The following is a 12,778-nucleotide window of genomic DNA, read 5'->3' on the forward strand; positions in this document are numbered from 1 at the left end:
AAACGAGTTCCCGACCTAACCACCGGCGGCATAATTCCGGGTAAACTCGGCTGCCAAGCTCTCGCCGGAAACCAGCGCGAAATGGCGTCAATCGCATCGCGGCAAGGTCAACGAACCCTTACCCGCACCTCGCCCTGCGCTAATTTGCGATGCGAGATGCGAAAACGCGTTTCCACGATGCGGAAAAGCCATGCCACATCGCAGGTCCGGCCATTGAAACCCGGGGGCATCGGGTCTATCGTATGTTTGTTCCGAGGGGGGCTCCGGCGTGGAGCTGAGATACCGCAGAATGCGCGGTGACCCTTTGAACCTGATCCGGGTCATGCCGGCGAAGGGACAGGGATGCTACAGAAAGCCAAATCTCCGCGAGGAGAATCTTCCATCAACATTGTTGGCGCGGGCATTGCCGGCTCATGGCAGGCATTGCTGTTCGCGCGCGCAGGTTACGACGTCACGGTTCACGAGCGCGGCGACGCAGCCATGATGCAGGCGACCAGCCACTGGGCCGGCGGCATGCTGGCGCCGTGGTGCGAGCGCGAAGGCTCCGAGCCCGTCATCACGCGGCTCGGCATCCGCTCGCTCGACCTGTGGCGCGAGCATGTCCCGGAGACGCCGTTCAACGGTTCTCTGGTGGTGGCGCATCCGCGCGACCGCGCCGATTTCGACCGCTTCGCCAGGCTGACGACCGACCACAGCCGCCTCGATGCCGATGGCATCGCCGAACTCGAACCCTCCCTCGACGGACGTTTCCGTGAAGCGCTGTTCTTTCCGGGCGAAGGCCATGTCGAGCCGCGCAGCGTGTTGCCCCAGCTCCATGCCAAGCTCACCGCCGCCGGCGGCACGATCAAATTCGGCAGCGACTGCGAGCCCGACGATCTCGCCGGCGAGAACGGCATCGTGATCGACTGCCGGGGTCTCGGTGCACGGAACCGGCATCCCGATCTGCGCGGCGTCAAGGGCGAGATGATCGTGATCGAGACGCCCGACGTGCAGCTGTCGCGTCCGGTCCGCTTCCTCCATCCCCGCTGGACGCTCTACGTGATCCCGCGCGACGGCAACCGCTTCATGCTCGGCGCCACCTCGATCGAGAGCGAGGACACTGGCGTCAGCGTGCGCTCCGCGCTCGAACTGCTCAGCGCCGCCTACGCGGTGCATCCGGCGTTCGGCGAGGCCCGCATTCTCGAATTCGGCGCGGGCCTGCGCCCCGCATTTCCCGACAACCTGCCGCGCATCGCCGTTGAGGCCACGCGCATCTCCGTCAACGGGCTCTATCGCCACGGCTTCCTGCTGGCGCCAGCCCTTGCAGAGCTGACGCTGACCTATGTCGAGCGCGGCGCCATCGACAACGAGGTGATGCAATGTTCCTGATCGTCAACGGCGAACGCGTCGAGACCAAAGCCACGCGCGTCGATGCGCTGCTGGCCGAACTCGACTACGAAGGCACGCATCTGGCCGTCGCGGTAAACTACGACGTGGTGCCGCGTGCGCGCTGGGCTGAAACGCCGCTGAATGACAATGACGCAGTGGAAATCCTCACGCCCCGGCAGGGAGGGTAACAGTTATGGCTGCGAAGACAGTCAACTTCTACGGCAAGGAATTCTCCTCACGCCTCCTGATCGGTAGCGCGTTGTATCCATCGCCGAAGATCATGCAGGACGCGATCCGCGCCGCGGCGAGCGAGATCGTCACTGTGTCGGTGCGCCGCGAGACCGCTGGCGGCAAGACTGGCGACCAGTTCTGGTCGCTGATCCGTGAGCTGAAAGTGACCGTGCTGCCGAACACCGCGGGCTGCAAGAGCGTGCGCGAGGCCGTGACCACCGCAAAGCTTGCGCGCGAACTGTTCAATACGCCGTGGATCAAGCTGGAAGTCATCGCCGACGACGAGACGCTGCAGCCCGACGTGGTGGGCCTCGTTGAAGCTGCGCAAATCCTGATCAAGGACGGCTTCGAGGTGTTTCCTTATTGCACCGAGGATCTCAGCGTCGCCTCACGGCTGGTCGATGCCGGATGCAAAGTGGTGATGCCATGGGCATCGCCCATCGGCAGCGCGCGTGGGATCACCAACCGCGACGCGCTGAAGCTGCTGCGCGCCCGCCTCCCCGACATTACGCTGGTTGTCGATGCCGGGATCGGCGCGCCGTCGCACGCCACCGAAGCCTTTGAACTCGGCTTTGATGCCGTGCTGCTCAACACCGCCATCGCCAAGGCCGACGATCCGGTCGCGATGGGCAATGCGTTCCGTCTCGCCGCTGAAGCCGGCCGCGCCGGCTATGAAGCCGGTCTGATGGGCGCACGCGATTTCGCTTCTCCTTCAACCCCTGTCGTAGGGACACCGTTCTGGCATGCCGTATCCTGATCGTTTCTATCCCGTGGTCGACAGCGTCGCGTGGGTTGCGCGACTGACGAAGCTTGGCGTCGGCACCGTGCAACTGCGCGCCAAGGATCTCGACGATGTGGCTGCGCTCGCCATCGTCCGCGAAGCGCTCGCCGTCACCAAGGGCACCCCGACCAAGCTCGTGGTGAATGACTATTGGCGCGCGGCCATCGAGGCCGGCGCGCAGCATCTGCATCTCGGCCAGGAAGACCTCGACACCGCCGACGTTCACGCGATCCGCCGCGCGGGATTGACGCTCGGCCTGTCCACCCACGACGAGACCGAGCTCGACAACGCGCTGGCTTACAAGCCGGACTACATCGCGCTCGGCCCGATCTATGAGACGACGCTGAAGAAGATGCGTTTCGCGCCGCAGGGCATCGAGCGCATCACCGCCTGGAAGCTTTTGATCGGCGAGATTCCGCTGGTCGCAATCGGGGGCATCAAGCTCGAACAGGCCGAAATGATTTTCGCCGCCGGCGCGAATTCCGTCGCCGTCGTCAGCGACGTGACCCAGAACGCCGATCCGGACGCACGCGTGCGCGCCTGGCTCACCGATTATTCAGAAGCAGTCTAGGAAAGCGGCGATGAACACGTCGATTCTCATCGCAAGACTGATCGGGCCGGTGATGCTCGCGGTCGGAATCGCGGTGTTGATCAATGGCCGCGCGTTCCGCGACATGGCCGACGAATTCATGGCGAACCGCGCCCTGATGTTCATCAGCGGTCTTCTCACCATGCTCGCGGGCGTCGCGATCGTTGTCACACATAATGTCTGGACCGCGGATTGGCGCGGACTGATCACGCTGTTCGGCTGGCTCACTGCCATCGGCGGAGCAATCCGCCTGATTGCGCCACAGTTCGTCGTGCAGCGCGGCCGCGCCATGATGAATCAATCCTACATGCCTGCTGCCGCAGGCGCGATCTGGGTCGCGATCGGATTGATATTTTGCTTTTTCGGATACCGCTGAAACAACCAAACTGACCCAAACGGGAGACGCACCATGAACAAGCCAATCGCAACAGCCGACCTGAAGGCAGCCGTCACCACCGGTGGCCTGACGTCGTCGCGCAAGATCTATGTCACGCCGGACGAGGCGACGGACCTCCGCGTCCCCCTGCGCGAGATCATCCTGTCCGAAGGCGCGGGCGAGCCGAACCTGCAGGTGTATGACACCTCCGGTCCCTACACCGATCCGAACGTCATTATCGACGTTAATGCCGGTCTTTCTCGCGCGCGCATCGAATGGGTCAAGGAGCGCGGCGGCGTCGAGGAATATGAAGGGCGCGACATCAAGCCGGAAGACAACGGCAATGTCGGCGCGAAGCACGCCGCAGCCGCCTTCAAGGCGCACCACAAGCCGATCCGCGGCGTCGGCGATGCGCCGATCACCCAGCTTGAGTTTGCGCGCAAGGGCATCATCACCAAGGAAATGATCTACGTCGCCAACCGCGAGAATCTCGGGCGCAAGCAGAAACTGGAGCGTGCGGAAGCCGCGCTTGCGGACGGCGAAAGCTTCGGCGCAGAAGTGCCCGCGTTCATCACGCCGGAATTCGTGCGCAGTGAGATTGCGCGGGGCCGCGCGATCATCCCCTGCAACATCAACCACGCCGAACTGGAGCCGATGATCATCGGCCGCAACTTCCTGACCAAGATCAACGCCAATATCGGCAACTCCGCTGTGACGTCATCGGTCGAGGAAGAAGTCGACAAAATGGTGTGGGCGATCCGCTGGGGCGCGGACACCGTGATGGACCTCTCGACAGGCCGCAACATCCACACTACCCGCGAATGGATTCTGCGCAACGCGCCGATCCCGATCGGCACCGTGCCGATCTATCAGGCGCTGGAAAAGTGCGACGGCGATCCGGTCAAGCTGACATGGGAACTGTACAAGGACACGCTGATCGAGCAGTGCGAACAGGGCGTGGATTACTTCACCATTCATGCCGGCGTCCGCCTGCCCTATATCCACCTCACCGCCAACCGCGTCACCGGCATTGTCTCGCGCGGCGGCTCGATCATGGCGAAGTGGTGCCTCGCGCATCACAAGGAGAGCTTCCTCTATACGCACTTCGAGGAAATCTGCGACCTCATGCGAAAGTATGACGTGTCGTTCTCGCTGGGCGACGGCCTGCGTCCCGGCTCGATCGCGGACGCCAACGACCGCGCGCAGTTCGCCGAACTCGAGACGCTGGGCGAGCTCACCAAGATCGCGTGGGCGAAGGGCTGTCAGGTGATGATCGAAGGCCCCGGTCATGTGCCGATGCACAAGATCAAGATCAACATGGACAAGCAGCTCAAGGAGTGCGGCGAAGCGCCGTTCTACACGCTTGGGCCGCTGACCACCGACATCGCGCCGGGCTACGATCACATCACCTCGGGCATCGGTGCGGCGATGATCGGCTGGTTCGGCTGCGCAATGCTTTGTTACGTGACGCCGAAGGAGCATCTCGGCCTGCCCAACCGCGACGACGTCAAGGTCGGCGTCATCACCTACAAGATCGCGGCGCATGCCTCCGATCTCGCCAAGGGCCATCCGGCGGCGCAGATTCGCGATGACGCGCTGTCACGCGCACGCTTCGACTTCCGCTGGGAGGACCAGTTCAACCTCGGCCTCGATCCGGACACCGCGCGCAGCTATCACGACGAGACGCTGCCGAAGGAAGCGCACAAGGTCGCGCATTTCTGCTCGATGTGCGGACCGAAGTTCTGCTCGATGAAAATCACGCAGGACGTGCGCGACTACGCGGCAACGCTTGGCGACAACGAAAAGGCCGCGCTCAATCTCGACGGCAAGTTGCCCGGCGTCGGCATGACGATCTCGGGCGTGATCGAGGACGGCATGGCCCAGATGAGCGAAAAGTTCGTCAAGATGGGCGGACAGGTCTATGTCGAGGCGGAAGCCGTGAAGGAAAGTAATAAGGTGTTGTGAGGCGCTCGACGCCACCCATGCTCAAGATCGCAACGGCGCTGGGGGTTCTCAGCGCCGTTGCTTTGTCGGGCGCAGCCTTCGCGGCGAAACTCACCGCCGCTGACCGATCTGGAGCGAACCTATCCGCCCCGCTAATCAGATGTGCTGGAAGGACGCGGGGGAAGCGACGGAGAATCGCTTGTATTAAGCCCGAAACGCCGTGAAGATCATGCAGACGGGACGGCTCAATCCAGCGAGAGAAGAAAATGATGAAGGCACGCCATAAGATAATTGCGGCGGGAAGAACTCATTTTGAGCGTTTCATAGAAAGCAAAGCGACGTCTTCAGAAAAGCCCCTACCGCTCACGCACACGACGGACGCATTCGACCTTCGCGACATCATTGATGATCAAGAAATTAAGCCCCGCTTTTGCCCCGTCCTTGACCACGATCTTTCATATCATTTCTATGGCCGACCAGCATACCGCAAGAATGGGGAAACCCAAGCTAACAGCTTAGCTGCCTACGCGCCAATCATCTTTATTTTCAAACCGTCGGTTTCTGAAGAGGCCATCGCGGCTTTTCCTTTCGATTCTGGCGGCTTCAAAGGTGAGCGATATTTAGACGTTACCCATCATCGAATGTCGGTGACAGATTTCGGCCTGGAGCCATCTTATAAAAGGATCGGCAAGCTTGTCGCATTTTTCTTCGGCGACAACAAAAGCTACTACGATCAGATTCCGTCACCGGAATGTAAATCAACAGCAATGAATTCGAAGCTCTGAGCTACAAAGAGCTGGTAACATATCGAGGAAAGAACGATCGAGACGACAGATCGACTACTGTTGAGATAGTATTCGACAAGTTCATCAAACTGAGCGGCAATCTACTAGGCATCGTCGTACCGAGCTCATTTTTGAAAGACAAGGCTATTAAAGCCAAGTTGCATTCTCTAGATGTCCACATCCTCCCGTACACCGATGGAGCAAACTTAACTCCCGCAAGCCAGATACCTCGCCTTAGCGACGTCGTTCGCCATTTTTATATTAAGCAAGGCATCTTGAAAAAGTGACCACAAAAGCAGCACAACTTTATGGGGTCATCAGCCCCACAGGACAAAGCGACGGATTTTGTGTGCCCGTTTTTATTGACCCGGAGCAATCGAACCATCTTCTTGTTCAAATCGTCGACGAGCAGAATTACATCGAATCGTTTGAACCGTTCTTTAGCTCTGTCGAAATCAAAGCAATCGACATTAATGTAGATAAGAAAGTTGGAGATTCCGCCTTCTGGTACTTTGGTTTGAAGAATGGCCCACTTTCAGGATCGATAGAAGATATACGATCTCAGTTTCATGAAAGAAAAATAGAAATAGAGAACAGCCCCTATATTCTCTTGCAAGTTGTAGCGGCGTGTCAAATAGATGGGCAGGAAGCTGCCGTTCAGACAGTCCACGACTTATTGGCAGAGAATGTGGGGCGAGCAGGCGCCAATGCTTGGTTAGATACAAACGTACTTTCTCCGAAAATTAGAGATTGGCTGCACAAATCACGAAAAACTCGACGCAAATTCGACTTTGGAAAACTTGCATCTAAAGTTCTTGCCATTACCGACGGCAATTCAACGTCCGTCTTGGTTCCGGAAGAACTCAAAAGCCAAATTCGCGATGAAGATTGGCGCAGCATGACGGAACAACTAGCCTCCCTTCTAAAATTTTTTGATCTCAGATTCGCGGGATTAATTTTTCAAAAACACAGTGCCTTGAGAAATATCTCAAATTCAAATGTGCCACTCTTAAAACGAGAAGCTGTATCGGCCTTCGCTAAGGGAAAAGGAACTACTCTTCAGCAGATCACGAAGAGCTATTTTGAAGATTCTTCCGGAGCTCTACGCGTAGTCTGCACATTTTCAAGCCGCTACGAAGGAAAGGGAAAACGAAAGTATTGGTTTGGGTACCATGAGATCTGGAACCGCTGGTTGGAAGGATCCAGAGATGGATTTCTTCTTCTCGGGTGTGCAGACACAAGAACATGTTTTGCATTACCGTTACGTTTTGTAAGAGCGCAGTTGCCCAATCTTCGCTCCACGGGGATTGGCAAAGATCAGTATTGGCACTTAGACCTTGTTGACGTGGCGACAAAGACGAATCTTCTAGATATTCCTCGAATAAAGCAGGCCGCGACCCTTTCGGAGTTTGCTTTCAAATTTTAGCCCATTGTGAAGCGATGATTTTTCGCAATGGCGAAATTGCAAAGGCCGCCCCCCATGCATAACCTCACCCCCCTCTCCGGTCTTCTCGGCGGTGCGCTGATCGGGCTCGCCGCGGCCATGCTGATGCTGCTGACCGGACGCATCGCCGGGATCAGCGGTATCTTCGGCGGACTTCTTTCGCCCGCGACGAGCGATCGCGGCTGGCGGCTCGCCTTCGTCGCGGGCCTGATTGCAGCGCCGCTGATCGCGTCGTTTTTCACCGGCGCGGCACTGCCCTCGCCCGTGATGCCGGCAAGCCTGATCGTGATCGTCGTTGCCGGTCTGCTCGTCGGCTTCGGCAGCCGGATGGGCGGCGGTTGCACCTCGGGTCACGGCGTGTGCGGGACCGCGCGGTTGTCCGCGCGCTCGCTCGTTGCCACCGCGGTCTTCATGGCGGCGGCGATCATCACCGTCGCCATCGCGCGTCACGTCATCGGAGGCTGAGATCATGCCGCTCGTTCTTGTGAGCTTTGCCTGCGGACTCATTTTCGGCGCTGGCCTCCTGATCTCCGGTATGACGCAGACGGGGAAAGTGCTCGGCTTTCTCGACATCTTCGGCGCATGGGACGCGACACTGGCGTTCGTGATGGCCGGCGCCGTCGCGGTCGCCAGCATGGGCTTCGCGCTGGCAGAACGGCGTGGCGCACCTGTCTTTGCGGCGGAAAGCCTCTGGCCGACGCGCAAGGACATCGATGCGCCGCTGGTGACGGGCGCAGTGCTGTTCGGCATCGGCTGGGGTCTGGTCGGGCTTTGTCCCGGCCCGGCGCTGGTCAATCTCGCCGGTCTCGGCCTGCCGGTAATCGTGTTCGTCGCCGCGATGGCCGCCGGGATGATCGGTCAGGACATGTGGAGCAAGCAAAAGGCGGCCAAGCCCGGGTTGAGCGAGACCGCCATCGCAACATCCACCGACGGCTAGCTATCGGCGGCGCTTGCGCACGCCGCCAACAGCAGCGCCCGGTTTACTTCATCGTAATCGCGAGACCGCTCAGATCCGCATTCGCCATCAACCCGGTCTGCTGGCCGGAGAGTTCGAGCACTGCGCCCTTCTGGTTGGTGAGCACGATCGCGCGCGCGCCGCGGCCGACCGCGATGCCTGCGCCCGCCGCACCGTAAACACCGGCGACATCCGACGGCCGGTTGATGTTGCTGACGCGGCCGCGCAGCACGGTCTTCGATCCGCCGAACACCAGGCCGTAGTCGATCCCGCCGGTGGAGAGCGCGTAGCTCCTACCCCGGAAGTTCAGCGTACCGCTGCCGCCCGAGCCGCCGATGAACCATCCGGCCTTGTAGATGACGAGCGACACCGTGCCGCTGTCGGCATGGGCGGATGACAGACCGGCTCCTATAAGGGCCGTCACAGCGATCAGCGCGGCGCGAATGGCAGATGACAGACGCATAATGGAGTCTCCGGATTGGTGAGGGTAAGCAGTGCGGACAGCAGATGCTGCAAAACGGATCGGCAAAACCGAATCAAGTTTGGTGGTTCGATTCTAGCATTCGCATCCCGTTTCGGCAGGCGTTTTGCGACCGCCCGCAAGCCGCCGCTGATACCATTTCGCAGCGCAGTTAGCGAGACTCCAGCAACACAACTGAAGTACAGTTGCGAGCCCTGCCCGATGTGCTACTCGACCGCGTACTGGGCGCGCGTGGACAAGATCTACTACGCGGCATCGTGGAGCGATTACGCCGACCTGTTCGACGACTCGAACATCAATCAGGATATGAAGCAGTCATATGCCAAGCGAACTGTTCGCGTGGCGCAACTTATGCGCGGCGATGCGCAGAAGGTCTGGGTCGAATACCAGAACCTGCCGAGCAAGACACGCTATTGATCAACAGATTAGGCACCGCAGCGCGTATCGCCGCGGCCGTTTCTGTTGTTTAATCGATTCGGCTTCACAATGACCAACTGGAGGTTTCTGTGAATCGAGTCGAATGGGATCTTCACGCAGCCAAGTTTGAAACGATGGTCTGCGACATCGTCACCGATGAAACCGGCAGCCAGATGCCGCGCTTCGTTGCCGCCGCCTGCCGCTCGCGGAAAGATCTCGAGCTGGTCGATCTCGGCTGCGGGGTCGGCAGCTTCGTCAAGAAATTCGGACATCGCTTCGAGCGGATCACCGGTATCGACTTTGCGCCGCGCATCGTCGCGCGCGCGAAGAAGCGCTGTGCGGAGATGACGAACGCAAAATGGATGGCGATGGATGTCTGCAAGTCCGCGGACGTTCTTGGAACGGTCGCCGACCTCACCGTCTGCCTGAACGTCATCACCTCGCCGCGCGAAGCCAAACGGGATGCGCTGTGGGCGACCCTCGCCGCGGTGACCAAGCCGTCGGCTCATGCGCTGGTCGTGGTGCCGTCGATGGAATCGCAGCTGATGGTCAACAAGCTCGGGGCATCGGCAGACAAGATCAAGGCGGGCGGGCTCGTGAGCCGCGACGGCGTCTGGCAGAAGTTCTACGAGCGCGAGGAGTTGATCTCCACCGTGTCCGAAAAAGGATTCGAGATCACCCGCATCGCGAAGGTGTATTATCCCTGGTCGGTGGACGGCCTGCGCAAGCCGCGCGGCTCAAAGCAACTGCCGTGGGACTGGGGCTTCCTGGCGCAACGCGCGGCGTGATGCCACGGTCCGACGTGTCGGCCTCAGCGGCCGAGGATATGACTGCAACACGGCGACACGTTTCAGGCGGTTCGCAAGTCCGCAATATCCTTTCAGCGCGCTCTTTTGCGGACTTGCGAACCAAGGGCCGGGGCGAACGTCGGATTCAGGGCACCAGCCCGAACGTTTGAGCGCACCGTTAACTTCTTGTCCGCCGGCGGCAAGATCATTGCGAACACCGGCTGTCAGGCATACGTTTGAATCAGACATTGAACGCCGCCGTTCGCTCGGCGCCCAACTGCCAGACGGTCAAGAATGGATTATGACAATGTTGGCGGAAATCTTTTTATTGAAGCTTGAAGCCCTGATGCGGGTGGCTGCAATCGATCGGCGGGCCGCGTCGAGCGATCCGCGCTTTGTGCCAATCGCGCTGCCGCACTGAAACCAGCGGCTTCGCAACGCCAAGGCAACCTGACGGTGGCGACTTCGCGGCGCTTCAGGGGGACCTGTTGGCTGTGGTCAGCCGAACCGTGCCCTGTTTCGCTCCCGCGCCTTTTCCGCTTCGACCTCGCGGTCGCGTGCGGGCGCATGTGTGTGCAGCGATGTCAGCAACTTTCGCGCGCTGGCCGAAACTTCCGCGACCGCCAGTTCGAACGCTGCTTCGTTGGCCTTCGACGGCGCATTGAAGCCCGATAGCTTGCGCACGAACTGCAGCGCCGAAGCGTAAATCTCATCCTCGGTCGCCGGCGGCTCGAAATTGAACAGCGTCTTGATGTTGCGGCACATGATGCACTCCCTTCCTGAAGCCTGCACGGCCAGGCATTTCACCTAATTCCAGACCGGGAGACGCGCAAATTTTAGGCACGGTCCTGGGGAATATCCAATTTATCCAGCAATCCCTTGCGGTTCCATCGGGTTCCAATTCTCCAGTTCCTTGAATGGGTTATTGGAGAATTAGGACTTTGTTAACCATATCGGCCCACCCTTTTCCGGGGCTGAGATCAGTAACGCAATCGTCTGCATCTAGGGGCAGACGTTGGTCGGGAGGTCTCGATGAGCCAGAACATATCGCCATCCACATTGGAGCCATTGCCGGATGCACCCGCCATGGCGCCGAACCAGGTGGTTCCGCTGCTGATCGGTGCCACGGTCGGAGAAATCGAGCGCGAACTTGTCCTGCAAACGCTCGCACGCTGCGATGGCAACCGCACCCGCGCCGCGCGCGTGCTCGGCGTGTCGGTCCGCACACTGCGCAACAAGATCCGGCAATATTCTGCACAGGGCGTCGAAGTGCCGGCACATCATTAGGGCATGTTCCCGAAAAGTGGGGACCGGCTTTCGGAAAGAATCATGCCCAAACGATAAAGCCAGAAACCGCGCGGCGCGGTTTACCGTTTGATGGGCATTGATGATCGGGTTACGGTTCCATATCAAGGAACCTCACCATGACCCCACCAATGACCACGGCACGTATCGCCTGCACAGCGATCGCGCTTCTCGCCGCCGCTCCGTCCGCCGCCGACGCTAAAGGCACACCGGACCAGCGCCGCGCCTGCCGTCAGGACGCGATGAAGTTCTGCCGCGAGTTCGTCCCCAACGTGAATCGCATCAAGGCCTGCATGGAGAAGAACTTCAGGAAGCTCAGTCCGCTCTGCCGGAAACAGTTCAGATAGGATCGCAACAAGACCCATGCACATTCCCGCAACGCTGGATCAGGCCCGCAGCACGCTCGCCGTGATGCTCGGCATTGCAGCGACCGAGGGACTCCCGGACGCGATCGACCACGAGACCATCGCCGCCGCGACCCGTTACATCTTTCATCTCGAGCCGCAGTTCGGATTAGCCGGTCTGACGCCGCTCAGCCCCCACCGGCAGGCCGAACTGGTTGCCGATCCTGCGCTTGCCGCGCAGGCGGTGAGCTTCGCAGCCGTCATGGCGTTTGTGGGCGGTACGCTGGATCAAGCCAAGCTGAGCGCGGTGGTGAAACTTGCGGATCAGCTCGGCGTCCGCGACGACTTCGTCAACGATCTGGCACGGCTGGCGCTGGGCGACATGAAAGAAGCCAAGGCTCACATGATCCACGCCAACCTCGAGAGCGTGACGGGCCGCGCATGGGACACCGCGGAAATGGGACCGTGGCTGCAGCCTTACAATGCGCAGCCGGATCCCGCGCTGGCGACACGCTTCCACGCGCTGGAGCGGCTGCCGGTGGATACATTCGGCCACGCATTCGCGATGTTCTATCAGGCCAACGGCTACGCCTATCCCGGCGAGCCGACCGCGCTGAATTTCGAATTCGCGATGCCGCACGATTCAACCCATGTGCTCGCGGGCTACGACACGTCGCCGCGCGGCGAACTGCTGACATCGACACTGACGGCGACCATGCATCGCAGCCACGCGATGGCAGGCCACGTACTGCCGGTGATCCTGAGCTGGCATCTCGGCATTCCGCTCAACGATGTCGCCGGTGCGGCGACCGGCGCGTTCGAGCCGGAAGAGTTTTTCTATGCGTGGGCGCGCGGCGAGGACACCACGCTCGACCTGTTCGGCCCGGAGTGGAATTTCTGGGCGGCCGCGATCCAGCCGGTCGAAGCGGTGCGCGAAGCGGTCGGGCTGGCCGACTGACGGCAAAGCCAC

18 protein-coding genes and 1 riboswitch are annotated in these 12,778 nt (G+C 60.2%); of the genes, 16 read left to right on the forward strand and 2 right to left on the reverse strand.

Translation table 11 applies throughout. The annotated features are described in order from the left end of the window. The first annotated feature begins 244 nt into the window (after positions 1-244). Positions 245-354: riboswitch (TPP riboswitch) on the forward strand. The 10 genes from BN32_RS12040 (at position 343) to BN32_RS12075 (ending at position 8,455) form a co-directional block, all read left to right on the forward strand. Continuing rightward, positions 343-1,368 (forward strand): FAD-dependent oxidoreductase, encoded by a 1,026-nt coding sequence (locus tag BN32_RS12040; protein ID WP_019198451.1) that lies wholly within the window; start codon positions 343-345, stop codon positions 1,366-1,368. Its footprint overlaps the riboswitch before it by 12 nt. Beyond that, positions 1,359-1,556, forward strand: a complete 198-nt coding sequence (thiS, locus tag BN32_RS12045; protein ID WP_019198452.1) for a sulfur carrier protein ThiS — start codon at positions 1,359-1,361, stop codon at positions 1,554-1,556. Before BN32_RS12040 ends, thiS begins: the two co-directional genes overlap by 10 nt. Positions 1,557-1,561: 5 nt before the next feature. Then, the gene (locus tag BN32_RS12050) at positions 1,562-2,356 is read left to right on the forward strand and encodes a thiazole synthase (protein WP_019198453.1); all 795 of its coding nucleotides are present in this window, start codon (positions 1,562-1,564) and stop codon (positions 2,354-2,356) included. Next, the gene (locus tag BN32_RS12055; protein WP_019198454.1) at positions 2,343-2,951 is read left to right on the forward strand and encodes a thiamine phosphate synthase; all 609 of its coding nucleotides are present in this window, start codon (positions 2,343-2,345) and stop codon (positions 2,949-2,951) included. The genes BN32_RS12050 and BN32_RS12055 overlap by 14 nt, the downstream gene beginning before the upstream one ends. A 10-nt stretch (positions 2,952-2,961) precedes the next feature. Continuing rightward, entirely contained in the window at positions 2,962-3,345 is a 384-nt protein-coding gene (locus BN32_RS12060) for a hypothetical protein (protein WP_019198455.1), read from the forward strand. A gap of 33 nt (positions 3,346-3,378) precedes the next feature. After that, positions 3,379-5,310: a phosphomethylpyrimidine synthase ThiC gene (gene thiC / locus BN32_RS12065; RefSeq protein ID WP_019198456.1), complete on the forward strand. Its 1,932-nt coding sequence runs from the start codon at positions 3,379-3,381 to the stop codon at positions 5,308-5,310. A 245-nt stretch (positions 5,311-5,555) separates the two neighbouring features. Next, complete coding sequence (locus tag BN32_RS26790; RefSeq protein ID WP_152343820.1) at positions 5,556-6,074, forward strand: hypothetical protein; 519 nt, start codon at positions 5,556-5,558, stop codon at positions 6,072-6,074. 283 nt (positions 6,075-6,357) lie between these two features. Continuing rightward, the gene (locus BN32_RS26795; RefSeq protein WP_156946971.1) at positions 6,358-7,500 is read left to right on the forward strand and encodes a hypothetical protein; all 1,143 of its coding nucleotides are present in this window, start codon (positions 6,358-6,360) and stop codon (positions 7,498-7,500) included. A gap of 54 nt (positions 7,501-7,554) precedes the next feature. Further along, complete coding sequence (locus BN32_RS12070) at positions 7,555-7,983, forward strand: YeeE/YedE family protein (protein WP_019198458.1); 429 nt, start codon at positions 7,555-7,557, stop codon at positions 7,981-7,983. 4 nt (positions 7,984-7,987) lie between these two features. After that, positions 7,988-8,455 carry a DUF6691 family protein gene (locus tag BN32_RS12075; RefSeq protein ID WP_019198459.1) on the forward strand — a complete coding sequence of 156 codons (468 nt, stop codon included), beginning with the start codon at positions 7,988-7,990 and terminating at the stop codon, positions 8,453-8,455. A gap of 43 nt (positions 8,456-8,498) precedes the next feature. On the opposite strand, the gene BN32_RS12080 is transcribed toward BN32_RS12075, so the two are convergent. Further along, positions 8,499-8,936, reverse strand: coding sequence for a hypothetical protein (locus BN32_RS12080; protein WP_019198460.1), 438 nt, complete (start codon positions 8,934-8,936; stop codon positions 8,499-8,501). A 219-nt stretch (positions 8,937-9,155) separates the two neighbouring features. Between BN32_RS12080 and BN32_RS12085 the strand changes: the two genes are divergently transcribed. The 3 genes from BN32_RS12085 to BN32_RS12095 all read left to right on the forward strand — a co-directional run bounded on the left by BN32_RS12085 (position 9,156) and on the right by BN32_RS12095 (position 10,580). After that, positions 9,156-9,371, forward strand: a complete 216-nt coding sequence (locus tag BN32_RS12085; RefSeq protein ID WP_019198461.1) for a tRNA-specific adenosine deaminase — start codon at positions 9,156-9,158, stop codon at positions 9,369-9,371. Positions 9,372-9,460: 89 nt separating this feature from the next. Continuing rightward, on the forward strand, positions 9,461-10,159 hold the full coding sequence (locus tag BN32_RS12090) for a class I SAM-dependent methyltransferase (RefSeq protein ID WP_019198462.1): 699 nt from the start codon (positions 9,461-9,463) through the stop codon (positions 10,157-10,159). Positions 10,160-10,367: 208 nt separating this feature from the next. After that, a complete protein-coding gene (locus tag BN32_RS12095) occupies positions 10,368-10,580 on the forward strand; it encodes a hypothetical protein (RefSeq protein WP_040425666.1) in 213 nt (70 codons plus the stop codon). A 77-nt stretch (positions 10,581-10,657) separates the two neighbouring features. On the opposite strand, the gene BN32_RS12100 is transcribed toward BN32_RS12095, so the two are convergent. Beyond that, a complete protein-coding gene (locus tag BN32_RS12100) occupies positions 10,658-10,924 on the reverse strand; it encodes a DUF2277 domain-containing protein (RefSeq protein WP_019198464.1) in 267 nt (88 codons plus the stop codon). A gap of 267 nt (positions 10,925-11,191) precedes the next feature. Here BN32_RS12100 and BN32_RS12105 point away from each other — a divergent pair, with 267 nt between their 5' ends. The 3 genes from BN32_RS12105 (at position 11,192) to BN32_RS12115 (ending at position 12,766) form a co-directional block, all read left to right on the forward strand. Continuing rightward, positions 11,192-11,446: a helix-turn-helix domain-containing protein gene (locus BN32_RS12105; RefSeq protein WP_040425667.1), complete on the forward strand. Its 255-nt coding sequence runs from the start codon at positions 11,192-11,194 to the stop codon at positions 11,444-11,446. Positions 11,447-11,583: 137 nt separating this feature from the next. Beyond that, a complete protein-coding gene (locus BN32_RS12110) occupies positions 11,584-11,811 on the forward strand; it encodes a hypothetical protein (RefSeq protein WP_051488459.1) in 228 nt (75 codons plus the stop codon). 16 nt (positions 11,812-11,827) lie between these two features. Beyond that, on the forward strand, positions 11,828-12,766 hold the full coding sequence (locus BN32_RS12115; protein ID WP_019198467.1) for a hypothetical protein: 939 nt from the start codon (positions 11,828-11,830) through the stop codon (positions 12,764-12,766). Positions 12,767-12,778: the final 12 nt, after the last annotated feature.

Source organism: Afipia birgiae 34632 (assembly GCF_000308295.2).
In the GTDB taxonomy this organism is placed as follows: Bacteria; Pseudomonadota; Alphaproteobacteria; order Rhizobiales; family Xanthobacteraceae; genus Afipia; species Afipia birgiae.

Bases quoted from the DNA above. Each gene is read 5' to 3' on its own strand.
- BN32_RS26790 (WP_152343820.1), top strand. From the start codon at position 5,556: ATGATGAAGGCACGCCATAAGATAATTGCGGCGGGAAGAACTCATTTT.
- BN32_RS12100 (WP_019198464.1), bottom strand. From the start codon at position 10,924: ATGTGCCGCAACATCAAGACGCTGTTCAATTTCGAGCCGCCGGCGACC.
- BN32_RS12055 (WP_019198454.1), top strand. From the start codon at position 2,343: ATGCCGTATCCTGATCGTTTCTATCCCGTGGTCGACAGCGTCGCGTGG.
- thiS (WP_019198452.1), top strand. From the start codon at position 1,359: ATGTTCCTGATCGTCAACGGCGAACGCGTCGAGACCAAAGCCACGCGC.
- BN32_RS12040 (WP_019198451.1), top strand. From the start codon at position 343: ATGCTACAGAAAGCCAAATCTCCGCGAGGAGAATCTTCCATCAACATT.
- BN32_RS12105 (WP_040425667.1), top strand. From the start codon at position 11,192: ATGAGCCAGAACATATCGCCATCCACATTGGAGCCATTGCCGGATGCA.
- BN32_RS12085 (WP_019198461.1), top strand. From the start codon at position 9,156: ATGTGCTACTCGACCGCGTACTGGGCGCGCGTGGACAAGATCTACTAC.
- BN32_RS12115 (WP_019198467.1), top strand. From the start codon at position 11,828: ATGCACATTCCCGCAACGCTGGATCAGGCCCGCAGCACGCTCGCCGTG.
- BN32_RS12110 (WP_051488459.1), top strand. From the start codon at position 11,584: ATGACCCCACCAATGACCACGGCACGTATCGCCTGCACAGCGATCGCG.
- BN32_RS12050 (WP_019198453.1), top strand. From the start codon at position 1,562: ATGGCTGCGAAGACAGTCAACTTCTACGGCAAGGAATTCTCCTCACGC.
- thiC (WP_019198456.1), top strand. From the start codon at position 3,379: ATGAACAAGCCAATCGCAACAGCCGACCTGAAGGCAGCCGTCACCACC.
- BN32_RS12075 (WP_019198459.1), top strand. From the start codon at position 7,988: ATGCCGCTCGTTCTTGTGAGCTTTGCCTGCGGACTCATTTTCGGCGCT.
- BN32_RS12080 (WP_019198460.1), bottom strand. From the start codon at position 8,936: ATGCGTCTGTCATCTGCCATTCGCGCCGCGCTGATCGCTGTGACGGCC.
- BN32_RS12060 (WP_019198455.1), top strand. From the start codon at position 2,962: ATGAACACGTCGATTCTCATCGCAAGACTGATCGGGCCGGTGATGCTC.
- BN32_RS12070 (WP_019198458.1), top strand. From the start codon at position 7,555: ATGCATAACCTCACCCCCCTCTCCGGTCTTCTCGGCGGTGCGCTGATC.